This window comes from Kluyvera sp. EC_51 (assembly GCF_019584505.1).
GTDB lineage: Bacteria > Pseudomonadota > Gammaproteobacteria > Enterobacterales > Enterobacteriaceae > Kluyvera > Kluyvera sichuanensis.
Window position 1 is genome coordinate 72,564 of record NZ_VDAG01000029.1, and the last position, 20,683, is coordinate 93,246.

Here is a 20,683-nt window from a genome sequence, read left to right on the forward strand (position 1 = left end):
AAATCCATTCAGCTAACAGGTGTACACGTTTTTATTCAACACATTGAAATTCAATAACATAAAACAGGTTCTCGCCCGGATAGATATCCGCAATCACCTTTTTCAGCTCCGGCAGACTCATGTTTTCCTGTTCTGCATGGCGCTCGCTCAACGTATCCATCGTGACGGTAGAGGTTGCCACCACGCGGATGGTGCAGAAGTAACCATCATCTTCATAGCGGCCAACGCGCAGCACGTCCCCAACCTTAAAGTGTGACTCTGCGGCATCGCGCAGGGTGATCGTTTTGCGTCCAGCGAGAATGTCATCCTGAAAGCGCTGAAAAAAGGTAATGTCGTTTGGCTGCATGTTATCATTCCTATCAGGTCATTATTTTTACGAGTATCCATCACCGTGAGCATGTTCTCCCACGCCGCCGTTGCCAGCCTCAATAATCTTGAGATGATGGTCTATCACTACGTCATTAAAAATCGCGACACGGTGATGTACATGACCATCCGTGAACTGGCCGACGCGGCGGGTGTCTCCACCACCACGGTGATGCGCTTTTGTAAAAAGCTCAACTGCGAAGGTTACTCGGAGTTCCGCGTACGCTTCAAATTATATTTAGAGCAGGATGAACCGCAGCAAGCCAATTTTGGTGCCAGCGAAATTATCAGCTTTTTCAAAAGCGTTAATAACGACGAGTTTGATAAACTGCTGGATGACGCGGTGGATATTATTCTCTCTTCCGAACGTATTATTTTTGTCGGTGCAGGAACTTCCGGCTCGCTGGCAAAATATGGCGCACGCTTTTTCTCAAATATTGGTAAATTCAGTAACCATATTGACGACCCTTATTTCCCGGTCACCAATGACATGGCGAAAAATGCGTTGGCGATCGTGCTTTCGGTATCGGGAGAAACCGAAGAGATCCTACGCTTTGCCGGGCAGTTCAGCCTGCATCGCTGCAAGGTTATGTCCATCACCAGCCACGAACACTCACGCCTGGCAAAGCTTGCCGACTTCAACCTCTCCTGGCATGTACCGCAAACCCGTATTGCCGGCGTTTACGATATTACAACGCAGATCCCGGTTATCTATATTCTGGAATCGTTAGGCCGTAAACTGGCGAAGAAATTAGCATAAAAATACAGGGTGTTTTTTCGATGTAACATATTCCCTGAAGTGGGATTTGTTATATCGTGACATTTATTATCTCTTTGTTAGACTCAGATTTATTAAGCCCAATAACTGAGCATAGCAACGATGAAAAAACTGACCTTACCGAAAGACTTTTTATGGGGTGGCGCGGTTGCTGCCCACCAGGTTGAAGGCGGCTGGAATAAAGGCGGCAAAGGCCCCAGCATCTGTGACGTGCTAACCGGCGGTGCCCACGGCGTACCGCGTGAAATTACCCAGCAGGTCGAACCGGGAAAATACTACCCGAACCACGAAGCCATCGACTTCCACGGCCACTACAAAGAAGACATCAAACTGTTCGCCGAGATGGGCTTCAAGTGCTTCCGTACCTCTATCGCCTGGACCCGCATTTTCCCGAAAGGTGACGAAACGCAGCCAAATGAAGAAGGGCTGAAATTCTACGATGACATGTTCGATGAACTGCTGAAGTACAACATCGAGCCGGTGATTACCCTCTCCCACTTCGAAATGCCGCTGCACCTGGTGCAGGAGTACGGCGGCTGGACCAACCGCAAAGTCGTTGATTTCTTTGTTCGCTTCTCGGAAGTCGTCTTTGAGCGCTACAAGAATAAGGTCAAATACTGGATGACCTTCAACGAAATCAACAACCAGCGTAACTGGCGCGCACCGCTGTTTGGCTACTGCTGCTCTGGCGTGGTTTACACCGAGCATGAAAACCCTGAAGAAACCATGTACCAGGTGCTGCACCACCAGTTCGTGGCCAGTGCCCTGGCGGTGAAAGCCGCTCGCCGTATCAACCCTGAGATGAAAGTCGGCTGCATGCTGGCGATGGTGGCGCTCTATCCGTTCTCCTGCAAACCGGAAGACGTCATGTTCGCCCAGGAGTCGATGCGCGAACGCTACGTCTTTACCGACGTGCAGCTGCGCGGCTACTACCCGAGCTATGTGCTGAACGAGTGGGAACGTCGTGGCTTCAATATCAAGATGGAAGCGGGCGACGAGGCAATTCTGCGTGAAGGCACCTGCGACTACCTCGGCTTCAGCTACTACATGACCAACGCCGTGAAGGCGGAGGGCGGCAGCGGTGACGCGATCTCCGGCTTTGAAGGCAGCGTACCGAACCCACACGTGAAAGCGTCAGACTGGGGCTGGCAGATTGACCCGGTTGGCCTGCGCTACTCGCTGTGCGAGCTGTACGAACGCTACCAGAAGCCGCTGTTTATCGTGGAAAACGGCTTTGGCGCGTACGACAAAGTCGAAGCCGACGGCAGCATTAACGACGACTACCGCATTGATTATTTGCGCGCACACGTTGAAGAGATGATGAAAGCGGTCACCTATGATGGCGTGGATCTGATGGGCTATACGCCGTGGGGCTGCATCGACTGCGTGTCGTTCACCACCGGCCAGTACAGTAAGCGCTATGGCTTTATCTATGTGAACAAGCACGACGACGGCACGGGTGATATGTCGCGTTCACGTAAGAAGAGTTTTGAGTGGTATAAAGCGGTGATTGCTAGCAACGGCGAGAGTTTGTAAGTCTGTTTCCTCTCACCCCGGCCCTCTCCCCAAAGGGGCGAGGGAGAAAACCGGTCGGTCCCCTCTTCCCCACGGGGAGAGGGTTAGGGTGAGGGGCATACACCACACTACTTCCCACCCGCCAACTCAATAAAACTCCCCGTCACATACGACGCCTTCTCGCTCAGTAGCCAGACAATCGCCTGCGCCACCTCTTCCGGCTGGCCGCCACGCTGCATCGGCAGCACGGACTTCACCCGATCAACGCGCCCCGGCTCCCCGCCGTCGGCATGCATCTCGGTATAGATAAACCCAGGCCTGACGCCGTTCACCCGAATACCCTGTGCCGCCACTTCCAGCGACAGCCCGGTGGTCAGCGTATCAATCGCCCCTTTCGAGGCGGCATAGTCCACGTATTCGCCCGGCGAGCCCAGACGCGCCGCCGCCGAGGAGACGTTGACAATCGCGCCGCCCTGCCCGTCGTGCGGTATCGCCATCCGCTTTACTGCTTCCCGGCAGCAGAGAAAATAGCCGGTCACGTTGGTGGTCAATACCCGGTTGATACGCTCGGCGGTTAACGCCTCTACGCGGCTTTGGGTGAACAGCACGCCCGCGTTGTTGACCAGCGCCGTTAGCGGTTCATCCTGCTGGTCGAGGCGGGCAAACATCGCTTCCACCTGCGCTTCATCGCCAATATCCGCCTGAACGGCAAAGGCCTTGCCGCCCTGCGAAATAATCGTGTTTACCACGTCGTTGGCGGCGGCTTCGTTGCGGTGATAGTTCACCGCCACCGTATAGCCTTCCTGCGCCAGCTGTAACGCCGTCGCCCGCCCAATCCCCCGGCTTGCGCCGGTCACTAATGCCATTGCCATTCGCATCCCCCAAAAAATAAAGGCGCCGAAGCGCCTTTAAAAGATAGCCTAATCAGAGCATTACTGATATTCGCTCATCGGCACGCAGGAGCAGAACAGGTTACGGTCGCCGTAAACGTCGTCGAGGCGTTTCACCGTCGGCCAGTATTTGTTCGCCATGCCTGCCGGGAAGACGGCGATTTCGCGGCTATAGCCGTGGTTCCACTCCGCCACCAGCTCATTCTGGGTGTGCGGGGAGTTAACCAGCGGGTTGTCTTCAAGCGTCCATTCACCCGCTTTCACGCGGTCGATTTCGCTGCGGATCGCCAGCATCGCGTCAATAAAGCGGTCCAGCTCGGCTTTGCCTTCGGATTCCGTTGGCTCAACCATCAGGGTACCGGCCACCGGGAAGGACATGGTTGGCGCGTGGAAACCATAGTCAATCAGGCGCTTGGCAATATCCAGCTCGCTGATGCCGGTCTCTTCTTTCAGCGGACGAATATCCAGAATACATTCGTGCGCCACATGACCGTCACGGCCGGTGTAGAGCACCGGATAGGCATCTTTCAGGCGAGTCGCAATGTAGTTAGCATTGAGGATCGCCACCTGACTTGCCTGCTTCAGCCCTTCTGCGCCCATCATGCGGATGTACATCCAGCTGATTGGCAGAATGGAAGCGCTGCCGAACGGTGCTGCGGAAACCGCGCCCTGACGGGTCAGCATGCCTTCAATGTGCACCACGCTATGGCCCGGAACAAACGGCGCCAGGTGTGACTTCACGCCGATAGGACCCATACCTGGGCCGCCGCCGCCGTGTGGAATGCAGAAGGTTTTATGCAGGTTGAGGTGCGAAACGTCCGCGCCGATGAAACCTGGGGAAGTAATACCAACCTGGGCGTTCATGTTTGCGCCGTCGAGGTACACCTGGCCGCCGAACTGGTGAACAATTTCGCACACTTCACGGATAGTCTCTTCGTACACGCCGTGGGTGGACGGGTAGGTCACCATGATGCAGGAAAGGTTGTCCGCATGCTGCTCCGCTTTCGCGCGCAGATCCGCCAGATCGATGTTGCCGTTCTTATCGCAGGCCACCACCACCACCTGCATCCCCGCCATCTGCGCGGAAGCTGGGTTGGTACCGTGTGCTGAGCTCGGGATCAGACAGATATCACGATGACCGTCGTTGCGGCTTTCGTGGTAGTGACGAATCGCCAGCAGGCCCGCATATTCACCCTGTGCGCCAGAGTTCGGCTGCATGCAGAGCGCGTCATAGCCGGTCAGTTTCACCAGCCACTCGGAGAGCTGACCGATCATCTGATGGTAGCCTTCCGCCTGATCAACCGGGCAGAACGGGTGCAGTTCAGCAAATTCCGGCCAGGTGATAGGGATCATTTCCGCCGCAGCGTTGAGCTTCATGGTGCAGGAACCCAGCGGGATCATCGCCTGGTTCAGCGCCAGATCTTTACGCTCCAGCGAGTGCATGTAGCGCATCATTTCGGTTTCGCTGTGATAGCGGTTAAACACCGGATGGCTCAGGATGGCGTCGTCGCGCAGCATCGCCTGCGGGATAGAGCGGCTGTCGAGCGCCACGTCTTTATCCAGCGCGTCGATGTCCAGACCGTGGTTGTCGCCCAGAATCACGCTAAACAGCGCCAGCACGTCTTCACGGGTGGTGGTTTCGTTCAGGGTCACGCCGACCGCGTTGAGGATATCGCTGCGCAGGTTGATTTCCGCAGCCTGAGCGCGCGCCAGTACGGCGGCTTTATCCGCCACTTCCACGCACAGGGTGTCGAAGTAGTGCGCATGGCGCAGCTTCTGCCCTTTCTGCTGCAGACCGGCTGCCAGAATATCGGTCAGACGGTGAATGCGGTTCGCAATACGCTTCAGACCAACCGGGCCATGGAAGACCGCGTACAGGCTGGCAATGTTAGCCAGCAGTACCTGCGAGGTACAGATGTTGGAGTTCGCTTTCTCGCGGCGAATGTGCTGCTCGCGGGTCTGCATCGCCATGCGCAGCGCGGTATTGCCAGCGGCATCTTTCGATACGCCGATAATACGGCCAGGCATGGCGCGTTTGAATTCATCTTTTGCGGCAAAGAATGCCGCGTGCGGGCCGCCGTAGCCCATCGGTACGCCGAAACGCTGCGCAGAGCCGAAGACAATATCCGCGCCCTGCTTGCCCGGTGCGGTTAACAGCACCAGCGCCATGAAATCGCCAGCAACGCTGACGACGACTTTACGAGATTTCAGTTCAGCAATCAGCTGGCTGTAGTCATGAACTTCACCGGTGGTCCCGACCTGCTGCAGCAGCACGCCGAAGACGTCCTGATGCTCCAGTGCTTTGCCAGCGTCGTCGACAATCACGTCAAAACCGAAGGTTTCCGCACGGGTACGGACGACGTCCAGAGTCTGCGGATGCACGTCAGCGGCAACGAAGAAACGGTTGGCGTTCTTCAGTTTGCTCACGCGCTTGGCCATCGCCATCGCTTCAGCGGCTGCGGTGGCTTCGTCCAGCAGAGAGGCGGAGGCCATATCGAGACCGGTCAGATCCAGCGTCACCTGCTGGAAGTTGAGCAGCGCTTCCAGACGACCCTGAGAAACTTCTGGCTGATACGGGGTGTACGCGGTGTACCAGCCCGGGTTTTCCAGCATGTTGCGCTGGATAACCGGCGGCAGCTGTACCGGGGTGTAACCCATGCCAATGTATGACTTAAAGCGCTTGTTGCGACCGGCAATCACCTTCAGCTCCGCCAGCGCGGCAAACTCGGTGGTGGCCTCGCCAACCTGTGGCGGCGTAGCAAGCTGGATATCTTTCGGCACGATCTGCGCAATCAGTGCGTTTAATGAATCCGCGCCAACTGTTTTGAGCATCTCTTGCTGCTGCTGGGCATCCGGCCCGATGTGACGTTCAATAAACGCGCCACGGTTTTCAAGCTGGCTTAAAGTCTGTGTCATGAGCGATGGTTCCTGAAACGTGCGGTGAATCGTAATTGTCTAACTGACCTGCCCGGTGGCACTTCGCTTACCGGGCCTACAAACTACGCCGAATACGCAAAATAATTCGCGTTGCAGGAAGGCGGCAAGTAAGTGAATGCCCAGGAGCGTACATAAGTACGTGACTGGGCTGAACGAACGCAGCCAACGCGCCTGCAGCGCGAAGTATGAAGCGTATTTATTCGTCTTCTAACAGGGCTTCGTATGCAGTCGCATCCAGCAGCGCGGCAACTTCCGCTTCGTCGCTGGCTTTGATCTTAAAGATCCAGCCGCCCGCGTACGGTTCGCTGTTCACCAGCTCCGGCGAGTCGCCCAGTTCGTCGTTCACGGCAACGATTTCGCCGCTGATCGGTGCATAGATATCGGAAGCCGCTTTAACGGACTCCGCCACGGCGCAGTCGTCGCCCGCGCTAACGGTCGCGCCAACTTCCGGCAGGTCAACGAAGACCATGTCACCCAGTAATTCCTGTGCGTGCTCGGTGATACCAACGGTGTAGCTACCGTCCGCTTCTTTGCGCAGCCATTCGTGTTTTTTGCTGTATTTCAGTTCTGCTGGTACGTTGCTCATCAAAAAATCTCCAGAATAAAAAGGGCTTACGCGACGGCCTTGCCGTTACGCACAAAAATAGGTTTTGTCACTTTGACCGGCATCTCGCGGTTGCGGATCTGCACGATCGCCATCTCGCCAATCCCAGCCGGGACGCGAGCCAGCGCAATACTATGGCCTAAGGTTGGCGAGAAAGTCCCGCTGGTGATCACACCTTCGCACGCGTTGCCGCGGGCATCGGTAAAGCGCACCGGCAGTTCACCGCGCAGGACGCCTTTTTCGGTCATCACCAGGCCGACCAACTGCTCAGTACCTTTCTCACGCTCCAGCTCCAGTACGTCGCGACCGATAAAGTTGCGTTCGGCCGGTTCCCAGGCGATGGTCCAGCCCATGTTGGCCGCCAGCGGGGAGATGCTTTCGTCCATCTCCTGGCCGTAGAGATTCATCCCGGCTTCCAGACGCAACGTATCACGCGCGCCCAGACCGCAAGGCTTCACGCCAGCCTGAACCAGTTTCTGCCAGAAATCGGCGGCCTGCTCTTTTGGCAGGGCAATTTCATAGCCTGCTTCGCCGGTGTAACCGGTGGTGGCGATAAAGAAGTCACCCGCCTGCACGCCAAAGAACGGCTTCATGCCTTCCACAGCGTGACGTTGTTCATCGGTGAACAGCGTGCCGGCTTTCGCCTGCGCGTTCGGCCCCTGTACGGCAATCAGCGACAGGTCATCACGGACGGTGATGTCGATGGCATAAGGTTCAGCGTGTTGGGTAATCCAGGAGAGGTCTTTTTCGCGGGTGGCGGAGTTAACGACGAGGCGGAAATAATCTTCGGTAAGGTAGTAAACGATCAGGTCATCAATCACGCCGCCCGATGCATTTAGCATACCGCTGTAGAGCGCCTTGCCGGGCTTGGTGAGCTTGGCAACGTCGTTTGCCAGCAGATAGCGTAGAAACTCTCGGGTCCGCGGCCCGTGGAGATCGACGATGGTCATGTGCGACACATCGAACATCCCGGCATCGGTACGCACCGCGTGGTGCTCATCAATCTGTGAGCCATAGTGCAGCGGCATCATCCAGCCGTGGAAATCCACCATACGCGCGCCACATAACACGTGCTGGTCATACAAAGGCGTTTGTTGAGCCATCATGTCCTCGTTGAATATATCGCACCACAAAACCAAACGCCGACGCCCATCTGGGCACCGACGCAAACGTTCTCTTTTCCCTGAACTTACCACCGAACATCGTGGTAAACCATCCTGAAAAAGGGGACATCACATTAGCTTATGACCAAAAGCCGCGAAAAAGCATACAGAGGAATTGACTGCAAAAAAGCGAAATACACCCCATTTTATTAACAACAATGGTTAACAATTCAGCATAAGATAATATTTTATGCGTAAAACAGGGCGCTTTTTCCGTAACATGAAAATGCATGGATTAATAAAACTAATGCGAAAAACGGCGTGAAATTAGAATTTTTCAAATGAGAGAGGAGACTCCCGGTAGAACCACCGGGAGTAAAAGTGTGAGCGACTTAACGAAGCCACTCTGGCAGGTCGTTCAGGCCCATTGCCTGACGAATTAGCTGCGGCTTCACGCCGGGTAGCGTATCAGCCAACGCAAGACCGAGATCGCGCAGCAGTTTTTTCGCCGGATTTTCGCCAGCAAACAGCTCGCGGAAGCCCTGCATCCCTGCCAGCATCAGCGCGGCACTGTGCTTACGGCTGCGCTCGTAGCGACGCAGATAGAAATGCTGGCCGATGTCTTTGCCCTGCGTATGCAGACGACGCAGCTCTTCAATCAGCTCGGCGGCGTCCATAAAGCCCAGGTTCACCCCCTGCCCGGCCAAAGGATGGATGGTGTGCGCTGCATCGCCGACCAGCGCCAGACGATGGGCGGCAAACTGACGTGCATAGCGCCCGGTCAACGGGTATACCTGACGTTCGCTCTCCACCTTGCACAACCCCAGGCGATTATCAAAGGCGATATTCAGCTTCTGGTTAAATTCAGCGTCATCGGCCTGCTGCATCCGTTCCGCTTCCTGCGGCGACAGCGACCAGACAATCGAACAAAGATGCGGATCGGAGAGCGGCAGGAAGGCCAGAATACCTTCACCATGGAAACTTTGGCGCGCCACCGCCTCGTGCGGCTCTTCGGTGCGAACGGTCGCCACCAGCGCGTGATGGCGATAGTCCCAGAAGGTCAGCGGAATATCCGCTTTGCTGCGCAGCCAGGAGTTAGCGCCGTCCGCCCCCACGACCAGACGCGCGGTCAGCATATTGCCGTCTTTCAGCGTCAGAAACGCTTCATTCTCACCCCAGACCACCTGCTGCAGTTCAGCGGGTGCCATCAGCGTGACGTCGGAACTGCGCTCGGCTTTCTGCCACAACGCGTGGTGAATCACCGCGTTTTCAACGATATGGCCGAGATGGCTGTAACCCATGCTGCGGTCATCAAACGTAATACGACCAAAGCTGTCTTTATCCCACACTTCCATGCCGTGGTAGCAACTGGCGCGCTGGGCGGTAATGGCCGACCAGACGTCCAGCTTTGTGAGCAACTTTTCGCTGCCCGCATTGATGGCGGAGACGCGTAGCGCAGGTGGCGCATCGGCGGCAAGCGCCTGCGGTAGCGACTGTTCCAGCACGGCAACCCGCAGGCCGCTGCCCTGTAAACCGCAGGCTACCGCCAGCCCAACCATTCCACCGCCTACGATGGCAACATCAACACTTTGCACATTAACTCCTTAAACTGCTGATTAGCGGGCGACCCAGCCCAGCGTCCGCTGTGCCAGCACATCGCGTGCAGGGGTAAATAATTCCATCGTCATCAGGCCCACGTTGCGCCCGACTACCAGCGGAGCCCAACGGTTGGCGAACAGATGCACCAGCCCGTCGGTTACGCCAATCGTGGCGGCTTTATCTTCCGCGCGCTGGCGCTGGTAATGGCACAGCAGCGAGTAGTCGCCGATATCCTGATTGGCCTCGTGCGCGCCTGCCAGATGTTCCGCCAGCGTCATGACATCGCGCATGCCGAGGTTAAAACCTTGTCCGGCAATCGGATGCAGCGTCTGCGCCGCGTTGCCCACCAGCGCCAGGCGGTGCGATACCGTCCGGGTTGCGGTGGTCAGCGATAACGGATACACGCTGCGCGCGCCAGCGTGGGTAATTCGGCCTAAACGCCAACCGAACGCTTTCTGTAGCTCACGGCAAAACTCAGCGTCTGACCAGTTGAGCACATCGTCATGACGCGCCAGCGGATGGCACCACACCAGCGAACAGCGGTTCTGAGACATTGGCAGCATGGCGATAGGGCCATGCTCGGTAAAGCGTTCAAACGCCCGCCCCTGATGCGCCACGGCGGTGGAGACGTTGGCAATCACCGCCACCTGATTATACGGCTCCTGCTGCCAGGCAATACCGCACTGCTCGCCGAGCGTGGAGCGCGAACCGTCGGCGGCAACCAGCAGTTTGCCGTGCAGCGTTTCACCGTTATCCAGCGTCACGCTTACACCATCAGCCTGACGTTCAACCAGCGATACCCGTGATGGACAATGCAGCGTGACGCCGCGCGCATGGCGCAGCAGGCCAAACAGGCGCTGACCCACATCGTGCAGTTCCACCACATTGCCGAGTGCAGAGAGACGATAATCCTGAGCATCAAGGGTGACAAAACCGGCATGGCCGCGGTCGCTGACGTGAACGGTGGTAATCGGCGTCGCACAGTCGGCAATCGCCTGCCACAGGTTAATCTTCGCCAGCTGTTGGCAGGTACCAGCGGCCAGCGCAATCGCCCGCCCATCAAAGCCTGGATGTTCGGCGGCGTGAATATCCGCCGCCTCTATCAGGTGCACCGGAAGGCGGCCCGCCGTCAGCTGCGAAATAGCCAGCGCCAGCGTGGCGCCGGTCATGCCGCCGCCGACAATAATCACGCTCATAGCTGACGTGCCGCTGCCATCAACGCTTCAATGGCATCAGCATCCTTCACGACGCTCGCGGTGAGGTTCTCGTTACCGTCTTCGGTAATGAGAATATCGTCTTCAATACGAATACCAATACCGCGATATTCCGCCGGCACGTCCGCGTCTGGCGCGATGTACAGGCCCGGCTCAACGGTCAGCACCATCCCCGGCTCAAGCACGCGGGAACGGTCGGCGCCGTAGACGCCAACGTCATGCACATCCAGCCCCAGCCAGTGGCTCAGGCCATGCATAAAGTACGGGCGGTGGGCGTTGTCAGTAATCAGCTGATCAATTTCCCCTTTGAGGATCCCCAGACCGTGCAGGCCGGTCACCATGATGCGCACCACTTCACCGGTCACTTCCTGAATGGAGGTGCCAGGGCGATACAACTCGAGGGATTTGTACAGCGAGGCGAGCACGATGTCGTAGATAGCGCGCTGTGCCGGGGTAAATTTGCCGTTCACCGGGAAAGTACGGGTGATATCGCCCGCGTAGCCTTTATATTCGCAGCCCGCGTCAATCAGCACCAGCTCGCCATCGCGCAGCTCTGATTCGTTCTCGGTGTAGTGCAGGATGCAGCCGTTTTCGCCGCCGCCGACAATGGTGTTGTAGGACGGGTAACGCGCGCCGTGGCGAGAGAATTCGTGAAGAATCTCCCCTTCCAGCTGATATTCAAACATCCCCGGACGGCATTTTTCCATCGCGCGAGTATGGGCCAGCGCAGAAATTTCGCCCGCGCGACGCAGGATGTCAATCTCTTCACTGTCTTTGAACAGGCGCATTTCATGCACCATCGGACGCCAGTCGATCATCGCGTCCGGCGCAGTGAGATTCTGGCGCGACCCTTTACGCAGTTTATCCAGCGCGGTGAAGACGATGTCATCAGCAAAAGCGTATTCGCCCTGCGCGTGGTAGATAACGTCCAGGCCGTTCAGCAACTGGAACAGCTGTTGATTGATTTCGCTGAACGCCAGCGCGCGGTCAACGCCCAGTTTTTCCGGTGCGGCGTCCTGGCCCAGACGACGGCCAAACCAAATTTCAGCCGTCAGGTCACGAACGCGGTTGAAGAGCACGCTGTGGTTGTGAGTGTCATCGCTTTTAATCAGCACCAGCAAGGCTTCAGGCTCGTTAAAGCCGGTGAAGTACCAGAAATCGCTATTCTGGCGATAGGGATACTCAGAATCCGCGCTGCGAGTCACCTCTGGCGCGGCAAAAATCAGCGCCGCGCTGCCTGGTTTCATTTGCGCCAGTAATGCCTGGCGGCGGCGGAGAAACGCTTGCTGTGTCATGACATCTCCTTTCAATCCCTTAGCGCTCCGTTTACCGGCCTTGCGCAGCAAGCGGAGCGGGCGTTGTGATTAGTGTAATGTTGGCTTTTGCACTTCAGGCGCGGTCGGCTGCGGGTGGGTGAAAGTATCGTGGCACAGCAGCGCCGCTACGCGAACGTATTCGATAATTTCTTCCAGCGACATTTCCAGTTCTTCCTGATCTTCATCTTCTTCATAGCCAAGTTGCGCAATATTTCGAAGATCGTCAATGGCTTCGCCGGTTTCATCTCTCACTTTATCCAGTTTTGGCTGTACCATGCCCAGACCGAGCAGGAAATGGTTCACCCAGCCGGAGAGCGCATCGGCGCGGTCGAACACGCTGACATCGTCTCCTTCAGGCAGATAAAGCTGAAAAAGGAAGCCGTCGTCTTCCAGCGCATCGCTGGTTGCCGCATGCATGGAACGCAGCGACTCGGCAAGCTCGTGACCAAACGCCAGACCTTCGTTGGTCAGGTCGTGAACCAGCGGCTGCCAGGAGCTGTCCTTGTTTCCGCCGCAGAGCAATCCACTCAGCAGACCGTGCATTTCTGCAGGCGTCAGGCCTACCCCTTGTTGGTTTAACAGCTGGTTCATCACGGTGTAACCCGGCATTTCGTTCTGTATAGACATGCGCATTCGTCATTGTTGGGTGGAATTCATGATATGCTACCACTTTGGACCCTGGAGATACCAGAAAAGGGCTTGTATCTTCATACCAGGGTAGCTATAGTGTCGCCCCTTCACATCCTGAGAGTGAAGGAAGCGCAGTCAATCAGCAGGAAGGTGACATGTCTGCACAACCCGTCGATATCCAAATTTTTGGCCGTTCACTGCGAGTGAATTGCCCGCCTGAACAAAGAGATGCTTTGAATCAGGCAGCGGACGATCTGAATCAGCGGTTGCAAGATCTGAAAGAACGCACTAGAGTCACAAATACTGAGCAGCTGGTTTTCATCGCCGCGTTGAATATCAGCTATGAGTTAACTCAGGAAAGGGCAAAGACGCGCGACTATGCTTCCAGCATGGAACAGCGCATTCGGATGCTGCAACAGACCATTGAACAGGCATTGCTTGACCAGGGTCGCATATCCGATAAGTCAGCCCCAAAGTTTGAATAACACTTTGCAGTTTACTATGGTAGAGTGACTGTGAAGACAAAATTTCTCTGAGATGTTCGCAAGCGGGCCAGTCCCCTGAGCCGATATTTCATACCACAAGAATGTGGCGCTCCACGGTTGGTGAGCATGCTCGGTCCGTCCGAGAAGCCTTAAAACTGTGACGACGCATTCACCTTGAACCAAGGGTTCAAGGGTTACAGCCTGCGGCGGCATCTCGGAGATTCCCCTTCTACCTACCGGTCTTATGACGCATCCATCTGAGCAACAAAATTCCCGACAGCACATTCGCCAGCTAATCCGGCAACGTCGTCGTGCGCTCACGCCCCAGCAACAAACGCTTTACGGCGAGCAAGCCGCAGACCGCATGATGGCCTGGCCTCCCGTGGTGATGGCAAAAACCGTCGCGCTGTTCTTATCCTTTGACGGTGAGCTTGATACCCACCCCCTGATTGAACAGCTCTGGCAAGCCGGTAAGCGCGTCTACCTGCCCGTATTACACCCGTTTAGTCCTGGGAATCTGCTGTTTCTGCATTACCATCCGCACAGCGAACTGGTGACGAACCGCCTGAAAATCCGCGAACCGAAGCTTGATGTGCGCGATGTGCTGCCGCTGGCGAATCTCGACGTGTTGATAACGCCGCTGGTTGCCTTTGATAAACTGGGCCAACGGCTGGGCATGGGCGGAGGCTTTTACGACCGTACGCTGCAAAACTGGCAGCAGCACGATATTCAGCCCGTCGGCTATGCGCACGACTGTCAGTTGGTCGATGGTCTGCCGGTTGAAGAGTGGGATATTCCTCTACCGGCCGTAGTCACACCGTCGAAGGTGTGGCAGTGGTAAGCATTTTCTGCCGATTGACATCGATTCTTTTTTGACCTAGATTCCTCGGTAAAGGGTGAGAGAGGCGAACCTCCCTCCTGCGTAAATCTTGTTAATAGGCTGGCCAAGCGATGATTAACAAAATCAGCAGTATGATGACGAGTCTCATCATTATCCCTTTCCTTTTAGAGCCCCTGCTTCGGTAGGGGCTTTTCCGTTTCAGCCCTATGCTGAACCCCTATCGTAAAATCCTTTTCCCCACACACAATGCGCAGCAGAACCTTTAATCACCGTTTGCGGTGAGGCTCGTCAATGCCATGTATGAGTTGCAGTACGGAAACAGAAAACAAAAACGGGCTGACCTTTGGTCTGCCCGTCTGGAGAGAATGGATAAAGATTAGTACAGCAGACGCGCGCGGACGGTGCCCGGAATCGCCTTCATGCTCAGCAGCGCTTTCTCCGCCACATCTTCTTCCGCTTCAATATCGATAACCACATAACCCATCTGCGGTGTGGTTTGCAGGTACTGTGCGGCAATGTTCACGCCCTGCTCGGCGAAGATTTGGTTGAGCGCTGTCAGCACGCCAGGACGGTTTTCGTGGATGTGCAGCAGACGACGACCGCCGTGCAGCGGCAGCGACACTTCCGGGAAGTTGACCGCGGAGAGCGTAGAGCCGTTATCGGAGTACTTAATCAGTTTGCCAGCCACTTCCAGGCCGATGTTCTCCTGCGCTTCCTGGGTAGAACCGCCGATGTGCGGCGTCAGGATAACGTTGTCGAACTCACACAGCGGCGAGGTGAACGGCTCGCTGTTGGTAGCAGGTTCGGTTGGGAAGACGTCGATAGCCGCCCCGGCCAGGTGCTTACGCGCCAGCGCATCGCACAGCGCAGGAATTTCAACAACCGTGCCGCGTGAGGCGTTAATCAGCAGCGCGCCTGGTTTCATCAGCGCCAGTTCTTCTGCGCCCATCATGTTCTTGGTTGACGCATTTTCTGGCACGTGCAGGCTGACCACGTCGCTCATGTTCAGCAGGTCAGAAAGATGCTGTACCTGGGTGGCGTTACCTAGCGGTAGCTTGTTTTCAATATCGTAGAAGAAAACGTGCATCCCCAGCGATTCCGCCAGAATGCCGAGTTGGGTGCCGATGTGGCCGTAGCCAATAATACCCAGCTTTTTGCCGCGCGCTTCATAAGAGCCCGCCGCCAGTTTGTTCCATACGCCACGGTGCGCTTTGGCGTTCGCTTCCGGGATACCGCGAAGCAGCAGCAGCAGTTCACCGATCACCAGTTCCGCCACGGAGCGGGTGTTAGAGAATGGCGCGTTAAATACAGGAACGCCGCGTTTGGCCGCCGCTACCAGGTCAACCTGGTTGGTACCGATACAGAAGCAGCCCACCGCCACCAGCTTCTCTGCAGCAGCAAAAACCTCTTCCGTCAGGTGAGTACGGGAACGCAGGCCGATGAAATGGGCATCACGGATCGACTCTTTCAGCTGTTCGCTATCCAGCGCACCCTTGTGAAACTCGATATTGGTGTAGCCTGCCGCGCGCAGACTATCCACCGCCTTCTGGTGCACGCCTTCAACCAGCAGAAATTTAATTTTCTCTTTTTCCAGTGATACCTTAGCCATTTCCCCGTCCTGTCTTTGTTTTACTCATGTTGTGGTGAACGAAAGTTCACCTAAGCAACATATCAAAAAAAATTATTGCGGCAATATGAACGTTTGCGTCGGGGTGATGAGGAAATGTCATGCAGCGGGAAATGCCAGCATAAAATGCTAAGTGGAAAGATAAACGTGGGATGTTAATAATGTGTGACGCAAAAATGTGACACAAGTCACCGAATTTAGCCCACATAAAAAAAATGGGGGAAATTGTATTTTCCCCCCGGCCAGATCATTTCACGATGGTTTTCACGCCGTCGGCGGTACCAATCAGCGCGACATCCGCGCCACGGTTCGCGAACAGACCCACGGTGACCACACCTGGAATGCCGTTAATCGCGTTTTCCAGTGCGATAGCATCGAGAATTTCCAGGCCGTGCACATCAAGGATCACGTTGCCGTTATCGGTCACGACGCCCTGACGGTACTCTGGACGACCGCCCAGTTTTACCAGCTCACGCGCCACAGCGCTGCGAGCCATTGGGATCACTTCAACCGGCAGCGGGAAGTTACCCAGGATATCAACCTGCTTGGAAGCATCAGCGATACAGATAAATTTGTCCGCAACGGAGGCAATGATTTTTTCGCGCGTCAGCGCTGCACCGCCGCCTTTGATCATCTGCATGTGGCCGTTGATCTCATCTGCACCGTCCACGTAGATGCCTAAACGGTCGACTTCGTTCAGATCGAAAACGGTAATGCCGAGGCTTTTCAGCTTCTCGGTAGAGGCATCTGAGCTTGATACCGCCCCTTCGATTTGTCCTTTCATCGTGCCCAGCGCGTCAATAAAGTGCGCCGCAGTAGACCCCGTGCCCACACCAACAATCGTACCCGGCTGTACGTATTGAAGTGCTGCCCAGCCTACTGCTTTTTTCAGTTCATCCTGCGTCATGATCGTTTCGCCTGTGGTGTCATCAACTGCCGCGCATTATAGAACATAACCCTGGAACAATTCGAGCAGCCGGGAAACCTCAGGCCGGGTGCGATAAAGCAGATGCCCAACACGTGACCTCTATCACAGTAAACTGCAAACCATTTTCGTCTGTATATCGGGTAAATTTATGTCATAGTGCAGATAACACCTATAGGGGAGTACCTCAGAGCAATGAAACGTCCGGACTACAGAACACTACAGGCGCTGGATGCCGTTATCAGGGAACGTGGGTTTGAGCGCGCCGCGCAGAAACTGTGCATCACTCAGTCCGCCGTTTCCCAGCGCATTAAGCAGCTGGAGAACATGTTCGGTCAGCCGTTGCTGGTGCGAACCGTGCCGCCGCGCCCAACGGAACAGGGGCAGAAACTGCTGGCGCTGCTGCGTCAGGTTGAGCTGCTGGAAGAGGAGTGGCTTGGCGATGAGCAAACCGGCTCCACACCGCTGCTGCTGTCTCTAGCAGTCAATGCCGACAGTCTGGCAACCTGGCTGCTGCCAGCGCTTGCTGACGTGTTGGCCAACTCCCCTATTCGTTTGAATTTGCAGGTAGAAGATGAAACCCGGACCCAGGAGCGTTTGCGCCGTGGTGAAGTGGTTGGCGCGGTGAGTATTCAACCACAGGCGCTGCCAAGCTGTCTGGTCGATCAGCTCGGGGCACTCGACTATCTATTTGTCGGGTCAAAAGCATTTGCCGAGCGCTATTTTCCTAACGGAGTAACCCGCTCTGCGCTGCTGAAAGCGCCGGCCGTGGCCTTCGATCATCTGGACGATATGCACCAGGCCTTTTTGCAGCAAAACTTCGATCTGCCGCCGGGTAGCGTACCGTGCCATATCGTGAACTCGTCAGAAGCGTTTGTGCAGCTGGCCCGTCAGGGGACGACCTGCTGTATGATCCCGCATTTGCAGATAGAGAAAGAGCTGGCAAGCGGGGAACTGATTGACTTGACGCCTGGGCTGTTCCAGCGTCGGATGCTTTACTGGCACCGGTTTGCGCCGGAGAGTCGAATGATGCGGAAGGTAACGGATGCATTGCTGGCTTATGGGCATAAGGTGCTGCGTCAGGATTAAGCTTTTTCCTTTATTGAGCGGATACAGGGAGCGGGCAAGCACCGCCGCCCCCTGCACCCTACCCGTTATTTAGCAGCAGGCGCTGGAGCTGCGGCTGGAGCCGCAGGAGTCGCAGCCTGCTCAGGCTGGAGCTGGAACACCACATCCACCTGATCATCAAACTGGATGGTCGCCTGCTCGTAAGTTTCCTGCGCGGAAACCGGTGCCGCATCCGCCTTCATCATCCGCACCATCGGGCTCGGCTGATAGTTAGAGACGTGGTAACGTACGCTATATACCGGCCCCAATTTGCTATGGAAGCCCGCCGCCAGAGATTGCGCCTGATGAATCGCATCTTCAATTGCCGCTTTACGCGCTTTATCTTTATAGGCATCCGGCTGTGCCACGCCCAGCGACACAGAACGGATTTCGTTCAGCCCTGCTTTCAGCGCACCATCCAGCAACGAGTTCAGCTTATCCAACTGACGCAGCGTCACCTCTACGGTACGCACCGCACGATAGCCTTTCAGCACGCTTTTACCGTTCTGGTAGTCATAATCTGGCTGAGTACGCAGGTTCGCGGAGCTGATGTCTTTTTTCGCTACGCCGTTTTGCTCGAGGAAGGAGAGATATTGCGCGACGCGCTGGTCGGCCTGTTTTTTCGCGCTCGCGGCATCCTTGGCAGCTATGTTGACTTCAATGGCAAGCGTCGCGATATCCGGAACCGCATCCACGCTCGCCGTACCCGATGTCACGATATGTGGGCTGTCCGGCAATTCATTTGCCTGTACCGCCATTGCGCTAAACCCAACTACTGCAGCCAGAGCCATCACTTTAAACTTCACTGTTGTATCTCCTTGGTTATCACCCGACAACGGGGTCTTGCCTGCAAGCTTAGCCGTTGCCAGGGGAAAGTCCATCAGATGAGACCTAGTTCAGCAACGCATGCAGATGCCCGACGCCCTCTTTTGCCAGCTGAAATGCAATAAACCACATCACTACGCCGACAACGAGATTAATAATACGCTGTGCTTTGGCGGTACGTAAACGTGGAGCAAGCCAGGCTGCCAGCAGCGCTAACGCGAAGAACCACAGGAAAGAGGCGCTAACCGTGCCCAGCGCAAACCAGCGTTTTGGTTCCTCTGCCAGCTGGCCACCGAGGCTTCCCAGCACCACAAAGGTATCCAGATAGACGTGTGGGTTAAGCCAGGTCACCGCTAACATGGTGGCGATAATTTTCCAACGTCCCTGCTTCATCACTTCGGCAGTCGCCAGTTCGATATTACTGCCCATCGCGGTTTTCAGCGCCCCAAAGCCATACCACAGCAGGAACGCGACGCCGCCCCAGGTCACTAGCGCCAGCAGCCATGGCGAAGCCGTCAGCAGCGCGCTACCGCCAAAGATCCCAGCGCAGATCAACAGCAGATCGCTAACGGCGCAAAGTAAGGCGATCATCAGGTGATATTGACGACGGATCCCCTGGTTCATGACGAAAGCATTTTGCGGCCCCAACGGCAGGATCATCGCAGCACCGAGCATAAGACCTTGAAAATAGTAAGATATCACGATAGTTTTCTTCAGATAGTTCAGGAATGGCGCTGACTATAACGCGATAAAATCATTAGCGGAAATTGATATTTTTAATCAGTAATAAATTTAACTAATAATTTTTTAAGCTATGCGTACCAATATAGGCAGGATAAGACGTTTACGCCGTCCATAAAAAAAGCCGGGCATCAGCCCGGCTTTATTACCGCATGGAAGCGATTACTGCTTAGCAGCATTCCCCGGCTTCATATGCACGTCTAGCTGCGGGTAAGGAAAGCTAATGCCGTTGGCATCGAACTCACGCTTAATTTGCTCCAGCACGTCCCAGTAGACGTTTTGCAGGTCGCCGCTGAGGCTCCAGGCACGTACGACAAAATTCACTGACGACGGCGCCAGTTCATTTAAGCGCACGGTAATATCGCGGTCTTTGAGAATGCGGTTGTCCGCTTCAAGAATGCGGGTCAGGATCTGCTTAACCTTATCAATATCCGCATCGTAAGAGACGCCAATAATGAACTCATTACGGCGCGCAGGCTCACGGGAGAAGTTGATAATATTGCCCGCAATAATTTTACCGTTCGGAATCACGATAATTTTACCGTCAACGGTACGCATGGTGGTCGAGAAAATCTGCACGCTGAGCACGGTACCGGCAACGCCGCCGAGATCAACGTATTCACCCGCGCGGAACGGACGGAACATCACCAGCAGTACGCCAGCAGCCAGGTTGGAGAGCGAGCCCTGCAGCGCCAGACCTACGGCTAAACCGGCGGCACCCAGTACGGCAATCACTGAGGCGGTCTGCACACCGACACGGCCCAGCGCGGCAATCAGCGTAAAGGCGATAATCGCATAGCGTACCAGCGCGGAGAGAAAGTCCGCTACGGTGGCATCAATTTTACGCGCCAGCATCAGGCGGTTGACGGTGCCAGAGACAATCCTCGCCACAATCATCCCGACGATAAGGATCGCAATCGCCGCGACGATATTGACGGCATAGCTCAGCAGTAATTCCTGGTTGCGCACCAGCCAGGAGCCAGCGTCATTTATGCTATCGACAACGTTTAAATCTTCCATTCAATATTCCTTATGGATACCCGGATGGGAAACTAAAAACGACCCGTAAAAGTACAGGCAGGTATAAAGGGTAAACAAAAAATCAGTATTTTGCCAAGCCGGTCACACTTTCATACCAGCCCATCATATTGAAAAGGCAATAAAAAAGCCCGCTATGCAG

Annotated in this window: 20 protein-coding genes and 1 other RNA gene; 6 read left to right on the forward strand and 15 right to left on the reverse strand. The window is 55.6% G+C overall.

Annotated elements, in window-relative coordinates; genetic code table 11:
* Window positions 1-31: 31 nt before the first annotated feature.
* Window positions 32-346: a N(4)-acetylcytidine aminohydrolase gene (yqfB, locus tag FHC49_RS08370; RefSeq protein ID WP_220439510.1), complete on the reverse strand. Its 315-nt coding sequence runs from the start codon at window positions 344-346 to the stop codon at window positions 32-34.
* A gap of 51 nt (window positions 347-397) precedes the next feature.
* On the opposite strand from yqfB, the gene FHC49_RS08375 reads away from it, so the two are divergent.
* Both FHC49_RS08375 and bglA read left to right on the forward strand, forming a co-directional pair.
* Entirely contained in the window at window positions 398-1,126 is a 729-nt protein-coding gene (locus FHC49_RS08375; protein ID WP_185669882.1) for a MurR/RpiR family transcriptional regulator, read from the forward strand.
* 120 nt (window positions 1,127-1,246) lie between these two features.
* The gene (bglA, locus tag FHC49_RS08380; protein ID WP_185669866.1) at window positions 1,247-2,680 is read left to right on the forward strand and encodes a 6-phospho-beta-glucosidase BglA; all 1,434 of its coding nucleotides are present in this window, start codon (window positions 1,247-1,249) and stop codon (window positions 2,678-2,680) included.
* Between the two features lie 107 nt (window positions 2,681-2,787).
* Here bglA and FHC49_RS08385 read toward each other — a convergent pair whose 3' ends face one another.
* The 8 genes from FHC49_RS08385 to FHC49_RS08420 form a co-directional block, all read right to left on the reverse strand.
* The gene (locus FHC49_RS08385; protein ID WP_220439511.1) at window positions 2,788-3,531 is read right to left on the reverse strand and encodes an SDR family oxidoreductase; all 744 of its coding nucleotides are present in this window, start codon (window positions 3,529-3,531) and stop codon (window positions 2,788-2,790) included.
* Between the two features lie 60 nt (window positions 3,532-3,591).
* On the reverse strand, window positions 3,592-6,465 hold the full coding sequence (gene gcvP, locus FHC49_RS08390; RefSeq protein WP_220439512.1) for an aminomethyl-transferring glycine dehydrogenase: 2,874 nt from the start codon (window positions 6,463-6,465) through the stop codon (window positions 3,592-3,594).
* Between the two features lie 217 nt (window positions 6,466-6,682).
* Window positions 6,683-7,072, reverse strand: a complete 390-nt coding sequence (gcvH, locus tag FHC49_RS08395; protein WP_220439513.1) for a glycine cleavage system protein GcvH — start codon at window positions 7,070-7,072, stop codon at window positions 6,683-6,685.
* A gap of 26 nt (window positions 7,073-7,098) precedes the next feature.
* A complete protein-coding gene (gene gcvT / locus FHC49_RS08400) occupies window positions 7,099-8,193 on the reverse strand; it encodes a glycine cleavage system aminomethyltransferase GcvT (RefSeq protein WP_185669883.1) in 1,095 nt (364 codons plus the stop codon).
* A gap of 392 nt (window positions 8,194-8,585) precedes the next feature.
* Window positions 8,586-9,788 (reverse strand): FAD-dependent 2-octaprenylphenol hydroxylase, encoded by a 1,203-nt coding sequence (gene ubiI, locus FHC49_RS08405; protein WP_220439514.1) that lies wholly within the window; start codon window positions 9,786-9,788, stop codon window positions 8,586-8,588.
* Between the two features lie 21 nt (window positions 9,789-9,809).
* Window positions 9,810-10,988 (reverse strand): 2-octaprenyl-6-methoxyphenyl hydroxylase, encoded by a 1,179-nt coding sequence (ubiH, locus tag FHC49_RS08410; RefSeq protein WP_220439515.1) that lies wholly within the window; start codon window positions 10,986-10,988, stop codon window positions 9,810-9,812.
* Window positions 10,985-12,301: a Xaa-Pro aminopeptidase gene (pepP, locus tag FHC49_RS08415; RefSeq protein ID WP_185669871.1), complete on the reverse strand. Its 1,317-nt coding sequence runs from the start codon at window positions 12,299-12,301 to the stop codon at window positions 10,985-10,987. Before pepP ends, ubiH begins: the two co-directional genes overlap by 4 nt.
* 69 nt (window positions 12,302-12,370) lie before the next feature.
* Entirely contained in the window at window positions 12,371-12,949 is a 579-nt protein-coding gene (locus FHC49_RS08420; RefSeq protein WP_185669872.1) for a YecA family protein, read from the reverse strand.
* Between the two features lie 158 nt (window positions 12,950-13,107).
* Here FHC49_RS08420 and zapA point away from each other — a divergent pair, with 158 nt between their 5' ends.
* From zapA to FHC49_RS08435, 3 genes are all read left to right on the forward strand, one after another.
* A complete protein-coding gene (zapA, locus tag FHC49_RS08425; RefSeq protein WP_185669873.1) occupies window positions 13,108-13,437 on the forward strand; it encodes a cell division protein ZapA in 330 nt (109 codons plus the stop codon).
* A gap of 41 nt (window positions 13,438-13,478) precedes the next feature.
* Window positions 13,479-13,662: non-coding RNA, 6S RNA (ssrS, locus tag FHC49_RS08430), on the forward strand.
* 19 nt (window positions 13,663-13,681) lie between these two features.
* On the forward strand, window positions 13,682-14,278 hold the full coding sequence (locus FHC49_RS08435) for a 5-formyltetrahydrofolate cyclo-ligase (RefSeq protein ID WP_220439516.1): 597 nt from the start codon (window positions 13,682-13,684) through the stop codon (window positions 14,276-14,278).
* Window positions 14,279-14,369: 91 nt separating this feature from the next.
* On the opposite strand, the gene FHC49_RS24670 is transcribed toward FHC49_RS08435, so the two are convergent.
* The 3 genes from FHC49_RS24670 to rpiA form a co-directional block, all read right to left on the reverse strand.
* A complete protein-coding gene (locus tag FHC49_RS24670; RefSeq protein WP_185669884.1) occupies window positions 14,370-14,429 on the reverse strand; it encodes a type I toxin-antitoxin system Ibs family toxin in 60 nt (19 codons plus the stop codon).
* A gap of 225 nt (window positions 14,430-14,654) precedes the next feature.
* Window positions 14,655-15,887, reverse strand: a complete 1,233-nt coding sequence (gene serA / locus FHC49_RS08445; protein WP_185669875.1) for a phosphoglycerate dehydrogenase — start codon at window positions 15,885-15,887, stop codon at window positions 14,655-14,657.
* A 265-nt stretch (window positions 15,888-16,152) separates the two neighbouring features.
* Window positions 16,153-16,812, reverse strand: coding sequence for a ribose-5-phosphate isomerase RpiA (gene rpiA / locus FHC49_RS08450; protein WP_047347933.1), 660 nt, complete (start codon window positions 16,810-16,812; stop codon window positions 16,153-16,155).
* Between the two features lie 213 nt (window positions 16,813-17,025).
* Between rpiA and argP the strand changes: the two genes are divergently transcribed.
* Window positions 17,026-17,919, forward strand: coding sequence for a DNA-binding transcriptional regulator ArgP (gene argP, locus FHC49_RS08455; RefSeq protein ID WP_035896251.1), 894 nt, complete (start codon window positions 17,026-17,028; stop codon window positions 17,917-17,919).
* A 65-nt stretch (window positions 17,920-17,984) separates the two neighbouring features.
* On the opposite strand, the gene FHC49_RS08460 is transcribed toward argP, so the two are convergent.
* From FHC49_RS08460 to FHC49_RS08470, 3 genes are all read right to left on the reverse strand, one after another.
* Window positions 17,985-18,743: an oxidative stress defense protein gene (locus tag FHC49_RS08460; RefSeq protein WP_185669876.1), complete on the reverse strand. Its 759-nt coding sequence runs from the start codon at window positions 18,741-18,743 to the stop codon at window positions 17,985-17,987.
* A gap of 85 nt (window positions 18,744-18,828) precedes the next feature.
* Window positions 18,829-19,464 carry an arginine exporter ArgO gene (argO, locus tag FHC49_RS08465; protein WP_220439517.1) on the reverse strand — a complete coding sequence of 212 codons (636 nt, stop codon included), beginning with the start codon at window positions 19,462-19,464 and terminating at the stop codon, window positions 18,829-18,831.
* A 201-nt stretch (window positions 19,465-19,665) separates the two neighbouring features.
* Entirely contained in the window at window positions 19,666-20,523 is an 858-nt protein-coding gene (locus tag FHC49_RS08470; protein WP_220439518.1) for a small-conductance mechanosensitive channel MscS, read from the reverse strand.
* Between the last annotated feature and the right edge of the window lie 160 nt (window positions 20,524-20,683).

Bases quoted from the DNA above. Each gene is read 5' to 3' on its own strand.
- FHC49_RS08385 (WP_220439511.1), bottom strand. From the start codon at position 3,531: ATGGCAATGGCATTAGTGACCGGCGCAAGCCGGGGGATTGGGCGGGCG.
- FHC49_RS08420 (WP_185669872.1), bottom strand. From the start codon at position 12,949: ATGTCTATACAGAACGAAATGCCGGGTTACACCGTGATGAACCAGCTG.
- FHC49_RS08470 (WP_220439518.1), bottom strand. From the start codon at position 20,523: ATGGAAGATTTAAACGTTGTCGATAGCATAAATGACGCTGGCTCCTGG.
- pepP (WP_185669871.1), bottom strand. From the start codon at position 12,301: ATGACACAGCAAGCGTTTCTCCGCCGCCGCCAGGCATTACTGGCGCAA.
- yqfB (WP_220439510.1), bottom strand. From the start codon at position 346: ATGCAGCCAAACGACATTACCTTTTTTCAGCGCTTTCAGGATGACATT.
- rpiA (WP_047347933.1), bottom strand. From the start codon at position 16,812: ATGACGCAGGATGAACTGAAAAAAGCAGTAGGCTGGGCAGCACTTCAA.
- FHC49_RS08435 (WP_220439516.1), top strand. From the start codon at position 13,682: ATGACGCATCCATCTGAGCAACAAAATTCCCGACAGCACATTCGCCAG.
- serA (WP_185669875.1), bottom strand. From the start codon at position 15,887: ATGGCTAAGGTATCACTGGAAAAAGAGAAAATTAAATTTCTGCTGGTT.
- gcvT (WP_185669883.1), bottom strand. From the start codon at position 8,193: ATGGCTCAACAAACGCCTTTGTATGACCAGCACGTGTTATGTGGCGCG.
- ubiH (WP_220439515.1), bottom strand. From the start codon at position 10,988: ATGAGCGTGATTATTGTCGGCGGCGGCATGACCGGCGCCACGCTGGCG.
- gcvH (WP_220439513.1), bottom strand. From the start codon at position 7,072: ATGAGCAACGTACCAGCAGAACTGAAATACAGCAAAAAACACGAATGG.
- gcvP (WP_220439512.1), bottom strand. From the start codon at position 6,465: ATGACACAGACTTTAAGCCAGCTTGAAAACCGTGGCGCGTTTATTGAA.
- FHC49_RS08375 (WP_185669882.1), top strand. From the start codon at position 398: ATGTTCTCCCACGCCGCCGTTGCCAGCCTCAATAATCTTGAGATGATG.
- zapA (WP_185669873.1), top strand. From the start codon at position 13,108: ATGTCTGCACAACCCGTCGATATCCAAATTTTTGGCCGTTCACTGCGA.
- bglA (WP_185669866.1), top strand. From the start codon at position 1,247: ATGAAAAAACTGACCTTACCGAAAGACTTTTTATGGGGTGGCGCGGTT.
- argP (WP_035896251.1), top strand. From the start codon at position 17,026: ATGAAACGTCCGGACTACAGAACACTACAGGCGCTGGATGCCGTTATC.